This window comes from Citrobacter sp. Awk 2 (assembly GCF_028069815.1).
Lineage (GTDB): Bacteria > Pseudomonadota > Gammaproteobacteria > Enterobacterales > Enterobacteriaceae > Citrobacter.
Map to the genome: position 1 here is coordinate 1 of NZ_JANEWL010000079.1, position 22,517 is coordinate 22,517.

The window sequence follows — 22,517 nt, forward strand, 5'->3', positions numbered from 1 at the left end:
TTGCTATGTTATTCGAGTCTTTTTATAATTTGTTACCTTTCAAGGGTCTTTTGTCATTGATCCACATGAAAGTTTCCGAGACCGTTATGGTCTCTTTTTTTGTTGTACGGACTCTTTATAAATGAAGCTTTTGAAGACAGTGCCCGCAGCAGTATTGCTGACGGGGTGCGTGTTTGCGTCAATGCATGCCGCCGCCGATGATTCCGTTTTTACTGTCATGGATGACCCTTCCAGCGCGAAAAAACCCTTTGAAGGTAACCTGAACGCGGGATATCTTGCCCAGTCAGGCAACACAAAAAGTTCTTCTTTAACCGCAGACACCACCATGACCTGGTATGGTCAATCTACGGCGTGGTCTCTGTGGGGAAATGCCAGCAACACCTCCTCAAATGATGAACGTTCATCTGAGAAATATGCTGTAGGTGGTCGTAGTCGTTACAACATGACTGACTATGACTATCTCTTTGGTCAGGCCAGCTGGTTAACAGACCGTTATAACGGATACCGTGAGCGTGACGTGCTAACGGCCGGTTATGGTCGACAGTTTCTTAATGGACCGGTGCACAGCTTCCGCTTTGAATTCGGTCCTGGTGTACGTTATGACGAGCACACTGATGGCACCACTGAAACGCAGCCGTTAGGTTATGCGTCCGGGGCTTATGCGTGGCAGATGACGGACAACACCAAGTTTACGCAGGGTGTGTCGGTATTTGGTGCCGATGATACAACGCTGAATTCTGAAACGGCCTTGAATGTTGCTATCAACGAACACTTTGGATTGAAGGTTGCGTACAACGTGACCTGGAACTCCGAACCGCCGGCAACCGCGCCGGAGCATACCGATCGCCGCACGACGGTTTCGCTCGGCTATCGGATGTAATAGTTAGCCGGGCCAGTTAACTGGCCCGGCTTTTATAAATTAACGTTAAGTACTTTTATTATCCTAACCGCGCTTTATTTTTGACGCTTTTCTGACATCCCGCATTTTTAGACGCTTTCAATTTAATGAATAAATAGGCTGTCCTGAAAATGGCATTTCAGCATTACCGTCATAATTAAACACAATTAACAGTCTGTAGAATATATTTGCTCAGGTTGGCATAGTGCTTCTGACGTTTAACCCCAGATCATGGCTGCCCAGCGTAGCATCAGCATTGCCGCACAAATAACCAGCAGTATTACAACCATCTTCCAGTGTTTTTTGGCAAAACGATTTGTTGGCATTGTTCTTTTCCTGCCCAGGTCAGACCATTCGACTTAGTGTAACAAAGATAGAAGGGTGTCCGTGAATTGATTTACATCATGGAAAGCGCATTGATTGCAGCTTTGATCGGCTCGTAATGCCGTGTACACTGTCAAACGGTGTTATCAAAAAACGGGCGTAGGTCCAGCGTTGCCTGTCAGGTGACCTGTGACATATTTCGCAGAGTGAAGCGGGAATCAGCCCAGACCTTTTTGATAATTTTAAATATTGAATCTTTGTATGTGCTCTTACGTGTGGGGCACCACTGCAAATAAGGATATAACATGCCTGTTATTACTCTTCCTGATGGCAGCCAACGCCATTACGACCACGCTGTAAGCCCCATGGATGTTGCGCTGGACATCGGTCCAGGTCTGGCGAAAGCGACTATTGCTGGCCGTGTTAACGGTGAGCTGGTAGATGCTTCCGATCTGATTGAAGATGATGCGAAACTCTCCATTATCACCGCGAAGGATGAAGAAGGTCTGGAGATCATTCGTCACTCTTGTGCGCACCTGTTAGGGCATGCGATCAAACAACTTTGGCCGAACACCAAAATGGCGATCGGACCGGTTGTTGACAACGGTTTTTACTACGATATCGATCTTGACCGTACGTTAACCCAGGAAGATGTCGACGCGCTCGAGAAACGGATGCACGAGCTCGCTGAGAAAAACTACGATGTCATTAAGAAGAAAGTCAGCTGGTACGAAGCGCGCGAAACCTTCGTGAAGCGTGGTGAGACCTATAAAGTCTCTATTCTTGATGAAAACATTGCCCATGATGACAAGCCTGGCTTGTACCATCATGAAGAATACGTCGATATGTGCCGTGGTCCGCACGTGCCGAACATGCGTTTCTGTCATCACTTCAAACTGATGAAGACCGCAGGGGCATACTGGCGCGGCGACAGCAACAACAAGATGCTGCAACGTATTTATGGTACTGCATGGGCCGACAAAAAAGCCCTGAATGCATACCTGCAACGTCTGGAAGAAGCAGCCAAGCGTGACCATCGCAAAATCGGTAAGCAGCTTGACCTGTATCATATGCAGGAAGAAGCACCGGGTATGGTGTTCTGGCATAACGATGGCTGGACTATCTTCCGCGAACTGGAAGTTTTTGTTCGCTCGAAACTGAAAGAATATCAGTATCAGGAAGTTAAAGGTCCGTTCATGATGGACCGTGTGCTGTGGGAAAAAACAGGTCACTGGGACAACTACAAAGATGCGATGTTCACTACCTCGTCTGAGAACCGTGAATACTGCATTAAACCCATGAACTGCCCGGGCCACGTTCAGATCTTTAACCAGGGTCTGAAATCCTATCGTGATCTGCCGTTGCGTATGGCTGAATTTGGTAGCTGTCACCGTAACGAGCCGTCAGGTGCGCTGCACGGTCTGATGCGTGTACGTGGCTTTACTCAGGATGATGCACATATCTTCTGTACTGAAGAGCAGATTCGTGATGAAGTTAACGCTTGCATTCGTATGGTCTACGATATGTACAGCACTTTTGGCTTCGAGAAAATCGTCGTCAAACTGTCCACTCGCCCCGAAAAACGTATCGGCAGCGATGAAATGTGGGACCGTGCTGAAGCTGACCTGGCCGTTGCGCTGGAAGAAAATAACATCCCGTTTGAGTTCCAACTGGGTGAGGGCGCGTTCTACGGTCCGAAAATTGAATTTACCCTGTATGACTGCCTCGATCGTGCATGGCAGTGCGGTACTGTACAGCTGGACTTCTCCCTGCCGTCCCGTTTAAGCGCCTCTTATGTTGGCGAAAACAACGAACGTCAGGTGCCGGTTATGATTCACCGCGCAATTCTTGGGTCTATGGAACGTTTCATCGGTATCCTGACTGAAGAGTTCGCCGGCTTCTTCCCGACCTGGCTTGCGCCGGTTCAGGTTGTGGTCATGAACATTACCGATTCTCAGTCTGAATACGTCAACGAATTAACGCAGAAACTACAAAATGCGGGTATTCGTGTAAAAGCAGACTTGAGAAATGAGAAGATAGGCTTTAAAATCCGCGAGCACACTTTACGTCGTGTCCCTTACATGTTGGTCTGTGGCGACAAAGAGGTAGAAGCAGGCAAAGTTGCCGTGCGCACCCGTCGTGGCAAAGACTTGGGCAGCCTGGACGTAAATGAAGTGATTGAGAAGCTGCAACAAGAGATTCGCAGCCGCAGTCTTCAACAACTGGAGGAATAAGGTATTAAAGGCGGAAAACGAGTTCAAACGGCACGTCCGAATCGTATCAATGGCGAGATTCGCGCCCTGGAAGTTCGCTTAACAGGTCTGGAAGGCGAAGCTTTGGGTATTGTGAGTCTGAGAGAAGCGATCGAAAAGGCTGAAGAAGCTGGAGTAGATTTAGTTGAAATCAGCCCTAACGCCGAACCGCCAGTTTGTCGTATTATGGACTACGGCAAGTTCCTTTATGAAAAGAGTAAGTCTTCTAAGGAACAGAAGAAAAAGCAAAAAGTTATCCAGGTTAAGGAAATTAAATTCCGTCCTGGCACCGACGATGGCGATTACCAGGTAAAACTCCGCAGCCTGGTACGCTTTCTGGAAGATGGCGATAAGGCTAAGATCACGCTGCGTTTTCGCGGTCGTGAGATGGCCCACCAACAGATCGGTATGGAAGTGCTCAACCGCGTCCGTGACGATCTGAGTGAACTGGCAGTAGTCGAATCCTTCCCAACGAAGATCGAAGGCCGTCAGATGATCATGGTGCTCGCTCCTAAGAAGAAACAGTAAGGCCTTCAAGTAGCAATGTCTGTGGAGCCTGCGGGTTCCACAGCCGTTGTTCGCCTACGTTTCGTTTATTAACAATGCGAAGTGGAAGTTATTAAAATGCCAAAAATTAAGACCGTACGCGGTGCTGCTAAGCGTTTCAAAAAAACCGGTGGTGGTGGATTTAAGCGTAAGCACGCAAACCTGCGTCATATTCTGACCAAAAAATCTACTAAGCGTAAACGTCACCTGCGTCCAAAAGGCCTCGTGTCTAAAGGCGATCTGGGTCTGGTTATCGCGTGCTTGCCGTACGCATAAGCCGTTAACGTTTAATTCATTTTTTTACTAAGAATATAGAGACAGGAGAGCACATATGGCTCGCGTAAAACGTGGTGTAGTTGCCCGTGCACGTCACAAGAAAATTTTGAAACAAGCTAAAGGCTACTACGGTGCGCGTTCTCGCGTATACCGCGTTGCCTTCCAGGCTGTTATCAAAGCTGGTCAGTACGCTTATCGTGACCGTCGTCAGAAAAAGCGTCAGTTCCGTCAACTGTGGATTGCGCGTATCAACGCAGCAGCACGTCAGAACGGTATTTCTTACAGCAAATTCATCAACGGCCTGAAAAAAGCCTCTGTTGAAATCGACCGTAAGATCCTGGCTGACATCGCAGTATTCGACAAAGTAGCGTTCACCGCTCTGGTCGAAAAAGCGAAAGCAGCTCTGGCATAAGCCGGTGAAAAGAGGGAGCCTGGCTCCCTCTCTTTTATTTGTAGTTCAATCAATTGGTTGACAATTTATCCGTAAGCCTTTTCAATAAAGGTTGTCCGGTTTTTACCACACAAGGTAACGCAAGCATGAATGCTGCTATTTTCCGCTTCTTCTTTTACTTTAGCACCTGAACTCAGGAGGCTTGCGCGTGAAAGAAGAAACGGAAAACAGCGCCTAAAAGCCTCCCTGGTGGAGGCTTTTTTTATACGCGTCATCCTTCAAGTTGTCTCTGTATTGACTGCATTCGCTCTTTTGCCGCCTTGATACAACTTGAATGATTTTGCGTATATACGAGCGACTAGTGAATATCGCAACATAACGAGGAAAACCATGTCACATCTCGCAGAGCTGGTTGCCAGTGCAACGGCCGCCATTAACCAGGCTTCAGATGTTGCCGCGTTAGACAATGTCCGCGTCGAATATTTGGGCAAGAAAGGGCACTTGACCCTTCAGATGACAACCCTGCGCGAGCTGCCACCAGAAGAGCGCCCGGCAGCAGGTGCGGTAATCAACGAAGCCAAAGAGCAGGTACAGCAAGCGCTGAACGCGCGTAAAGCCGAATTAGAAAATGCTGCACTGAACGCGCGCCTGGCTGAAGAAACTATCGATATCTCCCTGCCGGGACGCCGTATCGAAAATGGTGGACTGCACCCGGTAACGCGTACTATCGACAGGATTGAAAGTTTCTTCGGTGAACTGGGCTTTACCGTGGCAACAGGTCCAGAAATTGAGGACGATTATCATAACTTTGACGCGCTGAATATTCCTGGCCATCACCCGGCGCGTGCCGACCACGATACCTTTTGGTTTGACGCAACGCGTCTGCTGCGTACGCAGACCTCCGGCGTGCAGATCCGCACCATGAAAGAAAAACAGCCGCCGATCCGCATCATTGCGCCGGGCCGTGTATATCGTAACGACTACGATCAGACGCACACCCCGATGTTCCATCAGATGGAAGGCCTGATCGTTGATACCAATATCAACTTCACCAACCTGAAAGGTACGCTGCACGATTTCCTGCGTAACTTCTTTGAAGAAGATTTGCAGGTTCGTTTCCGTCCTTCTTACTTCCCGTTCACTGAACCTTCTGCGGAAGTTGACGTCATGGGTAAAAACGGAAAATGGCTGGAAGTACTGGGCTGCGGTATGGTTCACCCGAACGTGCTGCGTAACGTCGGTATCGATCCAGAAATTTATTCCGGTTTTGCCTTCGGCATGGGGATGGAGCGTCTGACCATGTTGCGTTATGGCGTTACCGATCTGCGTTCTTTCTTCGAAAACGATCTGCGTTTCCTCAAACAGTTTAAATAAAGGCAGGGTAATACAATGAAATTCAGTGAACTGTGGTTACGCGAATGGGTTAACCCAGCAATTGATAGCGATGCGCTGTCAAACCAAATTACGATGGCGGGCCTGGAAGTTGATGGTGTGGAAGCCGTTGCCGGTGAATTTAACGGTGTTGTTGTCGGTGAAGTAGTTGAGTGCGGTCAGCACCCGAACGCTGACAAACTGCGCGTCACCAAAGTGAATGTCGGCGGCGATCGCCTGCTGGATATCGTCTGTGGTGCGCCGAACTGCCGCCAGGGACTGAAAGTTGCGGTAGCGACCATTGGTGCCGTTCTGCCGGGTGATTTTAAAATCAAAGCGGCGAAACTGCGTGGTGAGCCGTCTGAAGGCATGCTGTGCTCGTTTTCTGAGCTGGGTATTTCCGACGATCATAACGGTATTATTGAACTGCCTGCCGATGCGCCGATTGGCACCGACATCCGTGAATATCTGAAACTCAACGATAACACCATTGAAATCAGCGTTACGCCGAACCGTGCCGACTGCTTAGGCATTATCGGTGTTGCGCGCGATGTGGCTGTGCTGAACAAAGCTCCGCTGGTTGAACCGGAAATCACCCCGGTAGCGGCGACCATTAACGATGTACTGCCTATTCAGGTCGATGCTGCTGACGCGTGCCCACGCTATCTGGGCCGCGTGGTGAAAGGTATCAATGTTAAGGCGCCTACGCCACTGTGGATGAAAGAGAAACTGCGCCGTTGCGGTATTCGTTCCATCGATGCAGTGGTTGACGTGACTAACTATGTGCTGCTCGAACTGGGCCAGCCGATGCACGCGTTCGACAAAGATCGCATTGAAGGCGGAATTGTCGTGCGTATGGCAAAAGAAGGGGAAACCCTGGTCCTGCTCGACGGCAGTGAAGCAAAACTGAGTGCGGATACGCTGGTGATAGCTGACCACAACAAAGCGCTGGCCATGGGGGGGATCTTTGGTGGTGAGCACTCTGGTGTGAACGATGAAACGCAAAACGTTCTGCTGGAATGCGCGTTCTTCAGCCCGCTGTCTATTACCGGTCGCGCGCGCCGTCACGGCCTGCACACCGATGCTTCTCACCGTTATGAGCGTGGTGTCGATCCTGCGCTGCAGTACAAAGCAATGGAACGTGCAACGCGTCTGCTGATTGATATCTGTGGCGGCGAAGCCGGCCCAGTGATTGATGTGACCAACGAAGCGACGTTGCCGAAGCGTGCCACTATTACGCTGCGTCGTAGCAAACTGGATCGCCTGATCGGCCATCCTATTGCCGATGAGCAGGTGAGCGATATTCTGCGTCGTCTGGGCTGTGAAGTGACTGAAGGCCATGGCGAGTGGAAGGCTGTCGCGCCGAGCTGGCGTTTCGATATGGAGATCGAAGAAGACCTGGTCGAGGAAATCGCCCGCGTATACGGTTACGACAATATCCCGAATACCCCAATTCAGGCAGGACTCATCATGGGTGAGCATCGTGAAGCGGACCTCTCGCTGAAACGTGTTAAAACCATGCTGAATGATAAAGGCTACCAGGAAGTTATCACCTACAGCTTTGTTGATCCTAAAGTCCAGTCGTTGTTGCATCCGGGAGAAGAGGCGTTGCTGCTGCCAAGCCCAATCTCTATCGATATGTCAGCAATGCGTCTGTCTCTGTGGACCGGTTTGCTGTCAACGGTGGTTTATAACCAAAACCGTCAGCAAAACCGTGTGCGTATTTTTGAAACGGGTTTGCGTTTTGTACCGGATACGCAGGCTAACCTTGGGATCCGTCAGGATCTGATGCTGGCGGGCGTGATCTGCGGCAACCGTCATGATGAACACTGGAATCTGACGAAAGAGACGGTTGATTTCTATGATCTGAAGGGCGATCTGGAAGCGGTTCTCGACCTGACCGGCAAACTGGCGGACATCCAGTTCAAAGCTGAAGCGAATCCAGCGCTGCATCCGGGCCAGTCTGCAGCGATTTATCTGAAAGGTGAACGTATTGGTTTCATTGGGGTTGTTCATCCTGAACTGGAACGTAAACTGGATCTGAACGGTCGCACTCTGGTGTTCGAACTGGAGTGGAATAAGCTCGCAGACCGCGTGGTGCCTCAGGCGCGTGAAGTTTCTCGCTTCCCGGCGAACCGCCGTGACATCGCCGTTGTTGTGGCAGAAAACGTTCCCGCAGCGGATATTTTATCCGAATGTAAGAAAGTTGGCGTAAATCAGGTAGTTGGCGTAAACTTGTTTGACGTGTACCGCGGTAAGGGTGTTGCGGAGGGTTATAAGAGCCTCGCTATCAGCCTGATCCTTCAGGATACCAGCCGTACACTTGAAGAAGAGGAGATTGCCGCTACCGTCGCCAAATGTGTAGAGGCATTAAAAGAGCGATTCCAGGCATCATTGAGGGATTGAACCTATGGCGCTTACAAAAGCTGAAATGTCAGAATATCTGTTTGATAAGCTTGGGCTTAGCAAGCGGGATGCCAAAGAACTGGTCGAGCTGTTTTTCGAAGAGATCCGTCGTGCTCTGGAAAATGGTGAGCAGGTAAAACTCTCTGGTTTTGGTAACTTCGATCTGCGTGATAAGAATCAACGTCCGGGACGTAACCCGAAAACGGGCGAAGATATTCCCATTACAGCACGGCGCGTGGTGACCTTCAGACCCGGGCAGAAGTTAAAAAGCCGGGTTGAAAACGCAACGCCCAAAGAAGAGTGATTTAACGATACGCAAAGTATGATGCGTATAACTAAAAAGGCCGCTATGCGGCCTTTTTCCTTTTCACTACTGAATCAGCACCGTAGAATCTCCCCATCTTTTTTCAGCAGAATGGAAAACATGCTGACTTTCGCCCATCAACAGCAGCGACGAAACGTGCGCTGGATACTGTCTCTGTCAGTGCTGATGCTGCTGGCAACCATGATAAGTTTGTGCGCAGGAGAACAGTGGATTGCTCCCGGCGATTGGTTTAGCGCTCGTGGCGATCTGTTTGTCTGGCAAATTCGACTTCCTCGTACACTTGCCGTATTGCTGGTAGGTGCCGCACTGGCCCTGGCTGGCGCGGTGATGCAGGCGCTGTTTGAAAACCCGCTCGCGGAGCCTGGCTTACTCGGCGTGTCTAATGGCGCGGGGGTTGGGCTTATTGCGGCAGTGCTGTTGGGGCAAGGGCAATTGCCCGGCTGGGCATTGGGCCTGTGCGCCATTGCTGGTGCGCTGATTATCACCCTCATTCTTCTTCGTTTTGCCCGCCGACATTTATCGACCAGTCGTTTGCTGTTGGCAGGCGTGGCGCTGGGGATTATCTGCAGCGCGCTGATGACCTGGGCTATCTATTTTTCCACCTCTTTTGATCTTCGACAGTTGATGTACTGGATGATGGGGGGCTTCGGCGGCGTAGACTGGCATCAGGCCTGGCTCATGGTGGCATTGATTCCGGTGCTGGTGTGGATCTGCTGTCAGTCGCAGCCGATGAATATGCTGGCGCTGGGGGAAACCTCCGCGCGCCAGCTGGGACTGCCCCTATGGTTCTGGCGCAACCTGCTGGTGGTTGCCACAGGATGGATGGTCGGCGTAAGCGTGGCGCTGGCGGGGGCAATTGGTTTTATCGGGCTGGTAATCCCCCATATTCTGCGACTGTGTGGATTAACCGACCACCGCGTTTTACTCCCTGGGTGTGCGCTGGCGGGGGCAATTGCACTACTGTTTGCTGATGTTGTCGCACGTCTGGTACTGGCATCGGCTGAATTACCCATTGGCGTGGTGACGGCTACGATGGGCGCACCGGTATTTATCTGGTTATTGTTAAAAGCTGCGCGCTAGAAAGCGCAGGTTCGGTCTATGCTTAAAAGCTAAACAGGGTCATCCCACTATTCACCTGTTGGTCTGGAGATGCTATGCAAAACACGCTTTTTAATACGGAAGTGACAACCATCGACGGCGAGGCGACCTCATTGCAGGCGTATGCCGGAAATGTACTGTTAATTGTCAACGTAGCCTCAAAATGTGGGTTAACGCCGCAGTATGAGCAACTGGAAAACCTGCAGAAAGCCTGGCATGGGCAGGGTTTCACCGTTCTGGGATTTCCCTGCAACCAGTTTCTGGGGCAGGAGCCCGGCAGCGAAGACGAGATTAAGACGTATTGCAGCACCACCTGGGGCGTTACCTTCCCGATGTTCAGTAAGATTGATGTCAATGGCGAAGCCCGCCATCCGTTGTATCAGAAGCTGATTGATGCGGCACCCACAGCGGTTGCACCGGCGGATAGCGGATTTTATGCGCGTATGGCGAGTAAAGGGCGGGCACCGCTCTACCCGGACGATATTCTGTGGAACTTCGAGAAGTTCTTAGTCGGTCGGGATGGGCAGGTGCTGCAGCGTTATTCTCCTGATATGACGCCTGAGGACCCGATTCTTGTACACGCTATAAAGACTGCATTGGCCAACTAATGTCCCGATTAATGCTGCTACAGGATGTTGCGGAATCTACCCGACTCGGCCCGCTATCTGGTGAAATTAAAGCAGGAGAGATCCTGCATTTAGTGGGCCCCAACGGCGCGGGGAAAAGTACGTTGTTGGCGCGAATGGCGGGACTGACGACGGGAGAGGGAAGCATCACCTTTGGTGATACACCGCTCGGAGACTGGCCGGCAGCGAAGCTGGCGCAGTATCGTGCTTATCTTGCGCAACAGCAAAATCCGCCATTTGCGATGCCGGTCTGGCATTTTCTGACGCTGCATCAGCCTGATAAAGCCCGAACAGACCTGCTGCAGGAGGTGGCTGATGCGCTTGGGCTGGGCGATAAACTGGGACGTGGTGTAAATCAGCTGTCAGGGGGGGAATGGCAACGTGTGCGTCTGGCGGCCGTCATCCTGCAAATGAGTCCACAGTCTAATCCGCATGGGCAACTTTTGTTGCTGGATGAGCCGATGAATAGCCTGGACGTGGCGCAACAAAACGCGCTGGATAGATTGTTGAGCCAGCTGTGTCTGCAAGGAATCGCCATTGTGATGAGCAGTCATGATCTTAACCATACGCTACGCCATGCGCACAAGGCGTGGTTGCTCAAACGCGGAAAGCTGCTGGCGAGCGGTTCGCGTGATGTGGTGCTGACGCCAGCAAATCTGTCGTTGGCCTATGGTGTAAATTTCCGTCGCCTGGATATTGAAGGCCACAGAATGCTCATATCAACCACTTAAGTTAAATGGGTTCTTGAAAATCACATAATTTCCACGCTAAATTGACACAAAAATAAAAATCAGAGGATTCGTCCTGAATGCGCTTTTGGCTCCTTTTCATCACAGCATTGTTTTTGGCGGGGTGCAGCAGCCATCGTGCTCCTGCGCCGAATGCCCGACTGTCGGACTCTATCGCCGTTATCGCGGGTCTTAACGATCAGTTGCAAACCTGGCATGGCACTCCCTATCGCTACGGCGGTATGAGCCGTAGCGGGGTGGATTGTTCGGGATTTGTGTTGATGACGATGCGTGACCAATTCGATCTTCAATTACCGCGAGACACACGTACTCAATCAAAGATTGGTACCGAGATCGATAAAGATGATTTGCTACCCGGCGATCTGGTTTTCTTTAAAACGGGTTCCGGTGAAAGTGGTCTGCATGTCGGAATTTACGATACCAATAATCAATTTATCCATGCTTCAACCAGTCGCGGAGTGATGCGTTCTTCACTGGATAACGTCTACTGGCGTAAAAACTTTTGGCAGGCACGTCGAATTTAATCATTACGGATGACGAGATCGGCGCGCGGTTGTCTCGTCATCCTCATTTTAAATGTCAACTTTCACTTCTGCTGTTTGTCGGTCAATAACCCCAAACGTTAAGAGCGTATCTTGCTAAAAATATGATTTATCCCGAGATATTAAAAAGTGCAAAGCTGGATATTCGTTTATAATCAGGATAAGCTAAAAAAAAAGGATTCGATTTACTGGCTAAAAAGGGAAAAATGAAAGGGCCTCTATTTGTATCAGCAGCAACGTATTTTTCCATCCTTTGCTACAGGATGCCGGATTACACCCATGCAGAGGGGCTGGCACAATGATTGTTTCACTGGATTATCTTTATCATTCAGAGTTCTCTTTTCTTCCTGCACGAAGTGAAAAAGGTGACCTTGAGTTCGTCGATATTGTTACAAACTTTGTCAGCCCGGATGGCAACGTACGCATGCCAACAGAGCTGGTTATGCCCCGGATGTCAGACGACGAGCAATGTCGTTTATTTGCCGAGAAGCTGGAATTAATCGAAACGTGCCAACACTTTTTTATTCAACGCAAAATTCCGGCCTGGATTAATTTAACGCCAGCGGTTGCTAATACTTTATTATCAGACGCAGAATATGCTTCACGTGTTGAACGATTTTCATTTATTGAACTGACGATTAATGAAAGTTATCCGGAGTTAAACAGTGGCAAAGAAAATCCCACACTGGCGGCTCTGGCTGCGCGGTTCCCATTAATACTGACAAACTACGGTGCCGGGGGCATATCCACGCGGGCAATTTTTGATGGTCTGTTCAAACGTGTCGTGCTGGATAAAAACTTTGTTCAACAAAGGATTACACATATTTCGTTTGAGCCGTTTATGCGGGCTATTCTGGCGCAATTATCCCCCAGTTGTGAATCAATCATCATTAGCGGTATTGATACACAGGAGATGCTGGCGCGGGTATTGCCTTTGGGATTCGGCGCTATGCAAGGAGGACTGTGGCCGGCGGTATCACCTGCAAAGATCATTTCACTGGTAAAATGATAACCCTTTTATTTGCTGGTGTTTAACAGGCTATTAACAGTCTACACTAGAGACAGGAGGCCCTATGACCCTGTCTTTTACTACTCGCTGGCGTGATGAATTACCAGCAACCTATACCGCTCTTTCGCCCACCCCCCTGAAAAACGCGCACATCATCTGGCATAACGATGCTCTGGCTGCGCAATTGGGTATTCCAGATGCGTTGTTTGATGTTTCTGGTGGGGCAGGTGTATGGGGGGGCGAATCGCTACTACCTGGGATGTCGCCATTGGCACAAGTCTACAGCGGGCATCAGTTCGGTGTCTGGGCCGGGCAGCTCGGCGATGGACGAGGGATTCTGCTGGGTGAGCAATTGCTTGCAGATGGCACAACCCTTGACTGGCATCTGAAAGGCGCTGGATTAACGCCTTATTCCCGCATGGGGGATGGGCGCGCCGTGCTGCGCTCGACGATTAGAGAGAGCCTGGCCAGTGAAGCCATGCATTATTTGGGGATACCCACAACCCGGGCCTTGTCGATTGTCACCAGCGAGACTCCGGTGCAGCGAGAGACCACTGAAGCAGGCGCGATGCTTATTCGCGTGGCACAAAGCCATATGCGTTTCGGTCATTTTGAGCACTTTTATTATCGTCGTGAACCGGAAAAAGTACGCCAGCTTGCTGACTTTGCGATCCGTCATTACTGGCCACACTGGCAGGAAGAGGCGGATAAGTATCAGTTGTGGTTTACGGATGTTGTTTCGCGCACCGCGACGTTAATGGCCGACTGGCAAGCCGTAGGCTTTGCGCATGGGGTGATGAACACGGACAACATGTCGATTCTTGGCCTGACGATGGATTATGGTCCCTTCGGTTTCCTTGATGATTACGTGCCAGATTTTATCTGCAACCACTCCGATCATCAGGGGCGCTATAGTTTTGATAATCAGCCTGCTGCGGCGTTGTGGAACCTACAACGTCTGGCGCAGACGCTGTCGCCATTCATTCCGGTTGATGTGCTCAATGATGCGCTGGACGGTTATCAACTGGCCTTGCTCACCCGCTATGGGCAACGCATGCGGCAAAAACTGGGTTTCTTTAGCGAGCAGAAAAACGATAACGAAATCCTTAGCGAACTGTTTAGCCTGATGGCGCGGGAAGGTAGCGACTACACGCGAACGTTCCGCATGCTCAGCCAAACGGAACAACACAGTGCCTTGTCCCCACTGCGCGATGAGTTTATTGACCGTGCGGCATTCGACGACTGGTTCACACGTTACCGCACGCGCCTGCAACAAGACAATGTAGCTGATGTTGTCAGACAAGCGCAGATGAAGACGGCGAATCCGGCTATGGTGCTACGTAACTGGCTGGCTCAGCGGGCAATAAGCCAGGCAGAGCAGGGTGATTATACCGAACTACATCGGTTACACGCTGCGTTACGTACGCCGTTTATCGATCGGGATGATGATTATATCAGCCGTCCACCTGACTGGGGTAAACGGCTGGAAGTGAGTTGTTCCAGCTAAGGTGCGAGAAAAACCTGTGGGGAGGCGTTGGCCGGGTGTTGGCCAACGTGAACCTGGGCACCGTACCAGCGTATCAGATCATCAGCCTGCAACACGGTGTTGGGCGTTCCTTGAGACACAATGCGTCCTTGATGGAGCAGTATGATCCGGTCAGCCCACAGTGCTGCCAGATTGAGATCGTGAAGCACAATGCACACATGCAGCTCTCCCGAAGCGGTTAGCGTCTTCAGCAAGCGTAACAGGTGCTGCTGGTGATAAAGATCCAGCGCAGAGGTGGGTTCATCAAGGAATAACCAGCCGTGAGGCGCGCCGTTGCACCAAAGTTGTGCCAGTGCACGGGCCAACTGCACTCGCTGTTGTTCGCCACCGGAAAGCGCGGCGTATTGCCGGCCCGCCAACGGTGTGCATCCGGTCATTTCCATTACCTGAGCGATAAGTCGGGGTTCCTGCTGTTGGGTCCAGGGTGCGCGACCCATCGCGATGACGGCTTCTGTCTGCCAGTCAAAACCTACCTGCGTTTGCTGACGCATAACCGCGCGATGGCGCGACAGCGACTGCGTACTCCAGTCAGCCAGTGATTTGCCATCTAACAAACAGTGTCCGGCAGTCGGTTTAAGAAAGCCGGTCAACAGACGTAGCAGGGTGGATTTTCCCGCACCATTCGGCCCGATTAGCGCGACCAGTTCACCTTTAGCAAGTTTGAGCGATACGTCGTCAATAACTGAGCGACCAGCAAGGCGGTAGTGAAGTCCTTCGGCAATAAAATGTTCAGTCATGCTCTCCTCGCTGACGAAAAATAAGCCATAAAAACCATGGCGCACCGAGAATGCTGGTCAACAGACCAACGGGCATTTCCGCAGGCGCAACGGCGGTGCGGGCGAGAGTATCGGCAATCAGTAGTAAAAATGCGCCAGCCAGAACAGAACCGGGGATCACGGCCCGATGGTCTGAGCCGAGCCACATACGCATTAAATGCGGAACAACCAAACCGATGAACCCAATGACTCCGCTGACCGCTACAGCAGCGGCCACGAGTAATGCGCTGCACAACAACAAAATACGCTGGATCGTCCGGACATCAACGCCGAGATAATGCGCCTCCTCCTCACCCAGTTGTAACAGGTTCAGTGCCGCAGCCAGGCGCCAGATAACCAGTACTGTTGGGAGCATTAGCGAGGTGACGGCCAGTAGTGTTGACCACTGCGCAGAACCCAAACTGCCCATCCCCCACAGTGACAACTGGCGCAGTTGCGCATCATTGCTGATCCACGACAGAACGCCGACCGCCGCCCCGCAGAGTGCGTTGATGGCAATTCCGACCAACAACAGACGCGATAGTGAACCGTCACGCTGTTGGCTGAGGATAAAAATCACCACGGTGGCAGCCAGTGCCCCGAGAAATGCTGCCATCATTGGCGCATACAGCATGAGTAACGCGGGTAATGAGACCGGTAACACTACCCACAGGGCGACGGCGCAGGCCGCACCGCTGCTAATGCCCAGTAGCCCTGGGTCGGCAAGCGGGTTGCGAAACAATCCCTGCATGATGCAACCAGCCAGTGCCAGTGAGCCGCCAATCACCAGCGCGAGCAGAACGCGCGGTAGCCGAATGGTGAGCCAGATTTGACGCAAAGCGTCATCTCCGTCCTGCCAGAGCAGGCTTACCGGCAGGCGCAACGCGCCAAAACCGGTCGCCAGTATCGTCATGACACCCAGCATAAAGGCCAGCGTCCATAACGAGCAGGTGATTCGTCGGGTCATCAGGGCAATTGCTCCGCTTTGGCGCGTAGCTGCAAAATGGCCTGTGGCGTGCGAACGCTAAAGCCCAGTAATGCCATATCATCAATCTGCAGTACCTGCTTATTGCGCCCGGCAGGCGTTTGCGCAAGTCCAGGCAGTGCCCACAGGTTAGCTTCACCACCAACGGCCTGAATACCATCCCGTGAGATCACCACCAGGTCAGGCTGGCTGGCTATTACGCCTTCTTGTGATAACGGCTGGTAACGGCTAAAACCCTGCATTGCGTTACGTAAGCCGGCCGCGAGAATAGCGGCATCGGCTCCGGTATGCTGGCCTGCCGCCATCGCGGTCATCCCGCCATGATTGAGAATAAACAGCACGCGTTTGTTAAGTTCAGATGACGGCAATGCCGTCATTTCCTGACGTAAGCGGGTGCGCAGCGTTTCACCGTCAGCCTCCCGATGGGTGGCTTTGGCGATGACGCGAATTTTTTCATCAATCACGTTAAGATCGTTACTCGCCGGGATCGTGACAACCCTGACGTTGCTCTGCTCAAGCTGTTTTAGCGCCAGAGAAGGCTGCGCTTGTGCGCTTGCTAGCACCAGCGTTGGGCGGGTAGCCAGGATCCCTTCGGCGTTGAGTTGGCGTAAATAACCAACATCCGGTAGCGTGTTTGCCGCTTCAGGCCACTGGCTGGTGCTGTCTCGCGCCACAAGGGAAGACTGTGCTCCCAGTGCGTATACAATCTCGGTGACATCACCACCGAGAGCCACAACGCGTTCTTCGTCAGCAGCCAGCGCTGCGATGGGCAGCAGCGCAATCAGGACCAGCAGTTTTTTCATGCGGCCAGTCCTTTTGGCGTTAAGGCATCGATCTGCGCTCGCCATTGCGCCTGCTCCGGTTCACCTTCCGTACGCTGTCCATAAAGCTGGGCGATTTGCGTGCCATCTGCGGCAAACAACTCCAGGCTGGTCACGTGACCATCGGCGGTCGGTTTACGTGTTACCCACGTTTCGGCGACGCGCTCTTCCAGCAGATGCAGGGTAAAGGTCGGGTTGAAAATATTGAGCCAGCCTTTCATCGGCACCAGCTTTTCTACCACGCCGGTAAAGATCTGCACGCAGCCGCGATTTCCCACAAATACCATGATTTCGTTGCCATCTTGTTGTGTGGTTTCGAGTAACTGTGTCAACGTGCCATTACTGACTTTACAGGCCAGGTCGTCACCTACCAGATTAAATGCATGTTGGCGGGTAAGATTATGGCGCTTCAGTAGGCCGAAGAACTGATGAACATCGGTCATGGCGCGCCACTCTTTGTCCACTGTCGCAGCGTCTACGTTAACGGCGGGAACGACGGGTTCGACAGTTTGCAGCGTCAGCGGCGGGTTTTCTGCAAAGATGAAACGGGTCAGCAGCGAACCCCATGCGGTAATATCGGTATTCTCCGTGACATAAACCTTCAGCAGCGCATCACCCTGATGGTCGAAAAATTGGATACTTTGACGTTCGCCACGGGCGGTGGTTTCGCTGATATGGAAGGCGCTGGCCCACTGGTTCAGGAACAGACGTAAATCGAGGGCGCGTGGGTTCAGTACCAGCCCGGCATGCCCGTTAAGGTGTTGGTTGGTAAAGGCGCCTGTTTGTTCATGCACCGCATATTCATTACGGCAAATGCATTTTGTTTCGCCTACGGCTTCCAGAGCGCCCAGGATTTCGCGCACTTCGCCGCGTAAACGCCACGCGTCATGACCGACGCGTGCGAAGGTCAGTTCAGCTTCGCTAATGTTCATCAACCCTGCGATGTCACGCGCGTATTTTCCAGGATGTTCTTTTTTCAGTTCCAGCCAGCGTGTGTAGTGATTCATTGCTTCTTCCTTCCAGATTGCTGCCCCGGCTCGTCGGGGCAGGGTGATTACCACTGATAACTCACGAAAATTTTGCCGTTACGGCCATCTTGCGGAATGCCTTGCGGAGACCAGTACTCTTTGTCAAAAGCGTTACCCAGTACCAGCGTGGTGGTCATACCTTTCAGCGCCTGTTGACCCTGATAGCTCACGTAAAAGTCGTTTACGGCATAGCCGGGTTGTTTGGTGTAGCTGCTGCTGATATGGGTTGAGCGGTCTGCAAACGTGCCTATCCAGCCGACTGAGAAACCGCTGTGTGCCACGGGGATGTTCAGTTTGCTGGTGACGGTATCCGGGTTAATGCTGGAAATGTATTCACCCGTGTCGGTATCTTTGCCTCGTGTACGGTTGTAGGCCATGTCTAAACTGAACAGGTCGGCGGAGTACTTCGCCATCACGTCCCAGCCCCAGATTTTGGCATTGGGTACGTTATAGGACATGGTGGTCGCGGCAGCAAAATTGACGCTGGTGGAGATGTAATCTTTGGCTTTGGTATCGAAATAGCTGGCTTTAAATTCGAGCGCATCGCTTGCCATCAGCAAATCGTCAAAGCGCAAACCGAAGCCATACTCCTGCGTTTCGTTGGTTTCCGGACGCAGGTTAGGGTTGGGTACCCAATAGTTGGTGTAAAAACGGCCGATGGAGAAGTGTTTTGCATCGTTGTACATCTCGCCCATTGTCGGCGCGCGGAAAGCCTGAGCCCAGGACCCGAATAGCATCAGCCAGTCGGCCGGCGTGACGGTCATTCCTGCGCGGGACGACCATTTGTCGGCATCGACATCCGCGTAACCATCGCTGCTACCGCGATATGAGTCATAGCGTGTACCACCCAGCAATGTTACTGGCAGATCTCGCAGGGTGATTTCATCCTGTAGCCAGCCGGAGCTGAAATCAATTTTTGCCTCAGGGAAACCGGTCGTCGCACCGCCGGGGCGTTGTTCCTGGCGATAGTACTCCCCCCCGTAAGTTAACAGGTGAGAAGCAAAAGAGTCGGTAAACAACCGGCTGCGGTTATCAATTTTTCCGCCTTTGGTCGTTTGTTTGCGAAACTCATTAGTTGCATCCGGATTCTGGGCATTAATGCGCGCCTCGGACCAGTAAATGCGAGCATCAGCGTTCAGCCAGTCATTGTCCGCAGGGGCGAGCGTGTAGGTCAACTGTGCGTCACGCTGGATCGTTGAGCGATCGGTCATCGGGTTGTTACTGGTATCTGCTGCGCTGGTTTGCGGATTTTTGGGCTCACGTGCATCATTGTTGTAATAACGTAGTGAGCCTGCCAGCGTCTGGGCGCTGTCAATTTTCCAGCTACCTTTTGCCAGCATATTGTTTATTGCTTCATCGTTCGGCGCGGTGGTACCGTCGCTCTGGCGTAAGTCACCGCGATCGCGAGTTGACCAGGCGAGCAGACCGTCCAGCGTGTCGGTTCGACCAAACGCGCTGGCACCCATGCCGAGGCTATGATCGCCCGAGGCAGCAGTACCGAACACGCGGTAACCGCTGTTTTTACCCGCTTCAAGTAAGTCTTTAGCCTCTGCTGTGTCATAGGCGATGACCCCGCCGAGCGCACCGCTGCCGTACAGCAGAGCCGAAGGGCCACGCACCACTTCGATACGTTTAATGAGCGCCGGATCCAGAAATGTGCTGTTCAGGTGTCCGGTGTCGGTTCCCTGACGTACGCCGTCTACCAGCACCAGCACTCCGCGGCGGTCATAGCCGCGCAGATTGACGTCCTGACCGTTGGTTCGTCCCGTACCGTCAAGGGTAAGTCCAGGCACTTTACGTAACAGATCTGCCGCTGAACTGGCCGTCTGGTTTTCCGGCGCGGTTGCATCAATCACGCTGACCATCATTGGCGCTTCAAAGGCGCTGCGGGCATTGCCGGTGGCGGTGACAGTCATATCTTCAGCCGCCGCATAGGCGGCGACGGGAAGGTGACTTACGATCGCCAGCGCCAAAAGCGATGGGCGCAGCGATGTTGTGTGCAGGTGTGGCATAGCAACTCTCCATTAGAAAATCGAAAGCGCTGGCTGCCTGGGTATCACCTGGGTGGCTGGCGTGATAGGTATTTATTTAGTCAGAATGAGTTTACCGGCATGTGTCTGGCGCAGCAGGTAGTGCTGACCATCATGTTCTATGATCACTCGTCCTTCATTTCCCAGCAGGCTTTTACTGTCAATCCGACGTTCGTCAGGCGTGACAGAAGGCGGTGTTTTTTCTTTTGCAGGCGTTGCTGTAGTGTTATCCATACGTGACATAGTGTTTAAAAATAACAATCAATGTAACAATGATAATCATTATCAATAAACTAAGAATTTGCATCAAGCCTTTTTGTGAAATAATTGTGACGGGATCAAATTTGCGGGATTGCGCTGCATTAAAAAAGCCCGGTAGCATGATGCTGACCGGGCCTGGATGGGCACGAACCGTAGGTCGGGTCAGGCGAAACCGCCACCCGGGCATGATGTTAGAATCGACTGTCTACCGCCGCGGCGAGTTTTTCGACCAGCAGTTCCGTATCTTCCCAGTTCAGGCAGGGATCGGTGATTGACTGACCATAAACCAGTGGCTGGCCGCTGACGATTTTTTGCGTACCTTCGCGTAAGAAACTTTCCGCCATGATCCCGGCTATTGCCGTCGAACCATTGCGAATCTGCTGACAGACGTCATCGCACACTTCTAACTGACGGCGATGCTGCTTCTGGCAATTACCATGGCTGAAATCCACCACCAGATGCTCCGGCAGAGAGAATTCATGCAGCGTATCGCAGGCAGCAGCAATATCTTCGGCAGAGTAGTTCGGCTTTTTACCACCGCGCATGATGATATGACCGTAGGGGTTGCCGCTGGTCTGATAGATAGTCATCTGCCCGGTTTTATCCGGTGAGAGGAACATGTGGCTGGCGCGTGACGCGCGAATAGCATCGACGGCGATACGTGTATTGCCATCTGTCCCGTTTTTGAACCCGACAGGGCAGGAGAGCGCAGAAGCCATTTCACGGTGAATTTGGCTCTCTGTGGTGCGTGCACCAATTGCGCCCCAACTGATCAGATCGGCAATAAACTGCCCTGTCACCATATCGAGGAATTCAGTGGCTGTCGGTACACCCAGTTCATTGACCTGTAACAGCAGTTTACGTGCCAGCTCAATACCATGATTTACACGATAGCTGCCATTCAAATCCGGGTCGGAAATGAGGCCTTTCCAGCCCACGACGGTACGCGGTTTTTCAAAATAGGTACGCATCACGATTTCCAGACGCGCCTGGTGTTTAGTACGTAGTGCCTGCAAACGCGTGGCGTATTCCATGGCGGCATCGAGATCGTGAATCGAGCAAGGGCCAACGATAACCAGCAAGCGAGGGTCTTCACCATTCAAAATTTTTTCTATCCGGCGTCGGGATTCCGTGACATGACGGGCGACGGAGGACGAAACAGGATGCCGTTGCGCAAGCTCTGCTGGAGTGACCAGGTTGTCAATACGCGCAGTACGGAGTTCATCGGTTCTGTTCATTACTTATCTCAGAAATTTGTTGCTTCAACGGCAGGACTACCGGGAAGTGATGTACATCACAATATCACACTCATCCTGCCTGGTGGCGAGCATAATAACAAAAAATCGAACCAATGCACTAGCATTCTAGTACATGCGGCGATTCAGCCCCATGATGTCGAGGATCTTGGTGGCAATCTCTTCTACTGAATAATTGGTACTGTTTAACCACGGAATTTGATTTTTCCGGTACAGCGCCTCTACTTCAGCAACTTCCATTCGGCACTGGCGCAGCGAGGCGTAGCGACTGTTTTCACGGCGTTCTTCGCGGATGGCCGTCAGGCGTTCAGGGTCAATCGTCAGACCAAACAGTTTGTGTTGTAACGGCTTCAGAGAGGCGGGCAGTACCAGATTATCCATATCATCGGCAATAAAGGGGTAGTTAGCGGCCCGGATACCAAACTGCATTGCCAGGTATAAGCTGGTAGGCGTTTTTCCGCAGCGGGAAACGCCAAGCAGAATCACCTGCGCCTGATCAAGGTTGCGCAACGAGATACCGTCGTCGTGCGCGAGGGTATAATCAATGGCGGCAATACGCGCATCATACTTGTTGAGATTGCCAGGATTCAGGCCGTGCGTGCGATGCGCGATCGGTGTGGGGTCGAGTTTCATCTCGTGTTGCAGCGGGGCAACCAGTGCCTGGACGATGTCCTGGCAAAAACCCTCACTTTGTAAAATGATCGAGCGAATTTCCGGCAACACGATGGAGTAGAATACCAGCGGACGCACACCTGTTTGTTGATAAATGGCGTCAATCTGGTCTTTAACCGCACGAGCACGACTCTCATTTTCAACAAACGGCAGCGTAATGCTGCTGATCGTGACCGGAAATTGCGACATTACCGCATGACCCAATACCTCTGCGGTGATGGCGGTGCCATCAGAAATATAAAATACATGACGATCAACAGCATTATCCATTTTGCTCATCCTGGGGGCAGACATAATTCTCTGAAAGCATAAATTAAAATTCGTCAGAAGCGAATATTGCTGTAACTATT

The 22,517-nt window shown here is 51.8% G+C and carries 24 protein-coding genes and 1 other annotated feature; of the genes, 15 read left to right on the forward strand and 9 right to left on the reverse strand.

Going from position 1 to position 22,517, the window contains the following annotated elements; all coding sequences use genetic code 11:
- Positions 1-121 precede the first annotated feature (121 nt).
- Positions 122-880 (forward strand): DUF481 domain-containing protein, encoded by a 759-nt coding sequence (locus NNO02_RS17395; RefSeq protein ID WP_137383363.1) that lies wholly within the window; start codon positions 122-124, stop codon positions 878-880.
- 236 nt (positions 881-1,116) lie between these two features.
- Here the strand turns inward: NNO02_RS17395 and yniD are convergent, their stop codons facing one another.
- Positions 1,117-1,224, reverse strand: a complete 108-nt coding sequence (yniD, locus tag NNO02_RS17400; protein WP_003030590.1) for a small membrane protein YniD — start codon at positions 1,222-1,224, stop codon at positions 1,117-1,119.
- Between the two features lie 303 nt (positions 1,225-1,527).
- Here yniD and thrS point away from each other — a divergent pair, with 303 nt between their 5' ends.
- The 14 genes from thrS (at position 1,528) to selO (ending at position 14,320) form a co-directional block, all read left to right on the forward strand.
- Positions 1,528-3,456 (forward strand): threonine--tRNA ligase, encoded by a 1,929-nt coding sequence (gene thrS / locus NNO02_RS17405; protein ID WP_271440754.1) that lies wholly within the window; start codon positions 1,528-1,530, stop codon positions 3,454-3,456.
- Between the two features lie 3 nt (positions 3,457-3,459).
- Positions 3,460-4,002: a translation initiation factor IF-3 gene (infC, locus tag NNO02_RS17410; RefSeq protein WP_048997935.1), complete on the forward strand. Its 543-nt coding sequence runs from the start codon at positions 3,460-3,462 to the stop codon at positions 4,000-4,002.
- Between the two features lie 96 nt (positions 4,003-4,098).
- A complete protein-coding gene (gene rpmI, locus NNO02_RS17415; protein WP_003030583.1) occupies positions 4,099-4,296 on the forward strand; it encodes a 50S ribosomal protein L35 in 198 nt (65 codons plus the stop codon).
- Between the two features lie 55 nt (positions 4,297-4,351).
- Positions 4,352-4,708: a 50S ribosomal protein L20 gene (gene rplT / locus NNO02_RS17420; RefSeq protein WP_003030578.1), complete on the forward strand. Its 357-nt coding sequence runs from the start codon at positions 4,352-4,354 to the stop codon at positions 4,706-4,708.
- 120 nt (positions 4,709-4,828) lie between these two features.
- Positions 4,829-4,953: a sequence feature (Phe leader region), on the forward strand.
- A complete protein-coding gene (gene pheM, locus NNO02_RS17425) occupies positions 4,834-4,878 on the forward strand; it encodes a pheST operon leader peptide PheM (protein WP_001386830.1) in 45 nt (14 codons plus the stop codon). Its footprint overlaps the feature before it by 45 nt.
- Before the next feature lie 124 nt (positions 4,954-5,077).
- The gene (gene pheS, locus NNO02_RS17430) at positions 5,078-6,061 is read left to right on the forward strand and encodes a phenylalanine--tRNA ligase subunit alpha (RefSeq protein ID WP_137383362.1); all 984 of its coding nucleotides are present in this window, start codon (positions 5,078-5,080) and stop codon (positions 6,059-6,061) included.
- A gap of 15 nt (positions 6,062-6,076) precedes the next feature.
- Positions 6,077-8,464: a phenylalanine--tRNA ligase subunit beta gene (gene pheT, locus NNO02_RS17435; RefSeq protein WP_271455363.1), complete on the forward strand. Its 2,388-nt coding sequence runs from the start codon at positions 6,077-6,079 to the stop codon at positions 8,462-8,464.
- Between the two features lie 4 nt (positions 8,465-8,468).
- On the forward strand, positions 8,469-8,768 hold the full coding sequence (gene ihfA, locus NNO02_RS17440; RefSeq protein WP_003030571.1) for an integration host factor subunit alpha: 300 nt from the start codon (positions 8,469-8,471) through the stop codon (positions 8,766-8,768).
- Positions 8,769-8,888: 120 nt separating this feature from the next.
- A complete protein-coding gene (gene btuC, locus NNO02_RS17445) occupies positions 8,889-9,869 on the forward strand; it encodes a vitamin B12 ABC transporter permease BtuC (RefSeq protein WP_271455364.1) in 981 nt (326 codons plus the stop codon).
- 74 nt (positions 9,870-9,943) lie between these two features.
- A complete protein-coding gene (locus NNO02_RS17450) occupies positions 9,944-10,495 on the forward strand; it encodes a glutathione peroxidase (protein WP_271440757.1) in 552 nt (183 codons plus the stop codon).
- Positions 10,495-11,244 (forward strand): vitamin B12 ABC transporter ATP-binding protein BtuD, encoded by a 750-nt coding sequence (gene btuD / locus NNO02_RS17455; RefSeq protein WP_271449090.1) that lies wholly within the window; start codon positions 10,495-10,497, stop codon positions 11,242-11,244. The genes NNO02_RS17450 and btuD overlap by 1 nt, the downstream gene beginning before the upstream one ends.
- Positions 11,245-11,321: 77 nt before the next feature.
- Positions 11,322-11,786 (forward strand): NlpC/P60 family protein, encoded by a 465-nt coding sequence (locus NNO02_RS17460; RefSeq protein WP_005120307.1) that lies wholly within the window; start codon positions 11,322-11,324, stop codon positions 11,784-11,786.
- A 316-nt stretch (positions 11,787-12,102) separates the two neighbouring features.
- Positions 12,103-12,813: an EAL domain-containing protein gene (locus NNO02_RS17465; RefSeq protein ID WP_271455365.1), complete on the forward strand. Its 711-nt coding sequence runs from the start codon at positions 12,103-12,105 to the stop codon at positions 12,811-12,813.
- 64 nt (positions 12,814-12,877) lie between these two features.
- Positions 12,878-14,320 carry a protein adenylyltransferase SelO gene (gene selO / locus NNO02_RS17470; RefSeq protein ID WP_271455366.1) on the forward strand — a complete coding sequence of 481 codons (1,443 nt, stop codon included), beginning with the start codon at positions 12,878-12,880 and terminating at the stop codon, positions 14,318-14,320.
- Here the strand turns inward: selO and NNO02_RS17475 are convergent.
- The 8 genes from NNO02_RS17475 to ppsR all read right to left on the reverse strand — a co-directional run bounded on the left by NNO02_RS17475 (position 14,317) and on the right by ppsR (position 22,437).
- Complete coding sequence (locus NNO02_RS17475) at positions 14,317-15,096, reverse strand: heme ABC transporter ATP-binding protein (RefSeq protein WP_271455367.1); 780 nt, start codon at positions 15,094-15,096, stop codon at positions 14,317-14,319. The two genes, selO and NNO02_RS17475, sit on opposite strands and share 4 nt — an antisense overlap.
- Positions 15,089-16,081, reverse strand: a complete 993-nt coding sequence (locus NNO02_RS17480) for a FecCD family ABC transporter permease (protein ID WP_271455368.1) — start codon at positions 16,079-16,081, stop codon at positions 15,089-15,091. The genes NNO02_RS17475 and NNO02_RS17480 overlap by 8 nt, the downstream gene beginning before the upstream one ends.
- Positions 16,081-16,902 (reverse strand): heme/hemin ABC transporter substrate-binding protein, encoded by an 822-nt coding sequence (locus NNO02_RS17485; RefSeq protein ID WP_271455369.1) that lies wholly within the window; start codon positions 16,900-16,902, stop codon positions 16,081-16,083. The genes NNO02_RS17480 and NNO02_RS17485 overlap by 1 nt, the downstream gene beginning before the upstream one ends.
- Positions 16,899-17,927, reverse strand: a complete 1,029-nt coding sequence (gene chuS, locus NNO02_RS17490; protein ID WP_271455370.1) for a hematinate-forming heme oxygenase ChuS — start codon at positions 17,925-17,927, stop codon at positions 16,899-16,901. The genes NNO02_RS17485 and chuS overlap by 4 nt, the downstream gene beginning before the upstream one ends.
- A 47-nt stretch (positions 17,928-17,974) precedes the next feature.
- Positions 17,975-19,960: a TonB-dependent hemoglobin/transferrin/lactoferrin family receptor gene (locus NNO02_RS17495; RefSeq protein ID WP_271455371.1), complete on the reverse strand. Its 1,986-nt coding sequence runs from the start codon at positions 19,958-19,960 to the stop codon at positions 17,975-17,977.
- A gap of 72 nt (positions 19,961-20,032) precedes the next feature.
- Positions 20,033-20,221, reverse strand: coding sequence for a hemin uptake protein HemP (gene hemP / locus NNO02_RS17500; RefSeq protein WP_271440813.1), 189 nt, complete (start codon positions 20,219-20,221; stop codon positions 20,033-20,035).
- 209 nt (positions 20,222-20,430) lie between these two features.
- Positions 20,431-21,477: a 3-deoxy-7-phosphoheptulonate synthase AroH gene (gene aroH, locus NNO02_RS17505; RefSeq protein ID WP_137383350.1), complete on the reverse strand. Its 1,047-nt coding sequence runs from the start codon at positions 21,475-21,477 to the stop codon at positions 20,431-20,433.
- Between the two features lie 126 nt (positions 21,478-21,603).
- Positions 21,604-22,437, reverse strand: a complete 834-nt coding sequence (ppsR, locus tag NNO02_RS17510; RefSeq protein ID WP_137383349.1) for a posphoenolpyruvate synthetase regulatory kinase/phosphorylase PpsR — start codon at positions 22,435-22,437, stop codon at positions 21,604-21,606.
- Positions 22,438-22,517 lie beyond the last annotated feature (80 nt).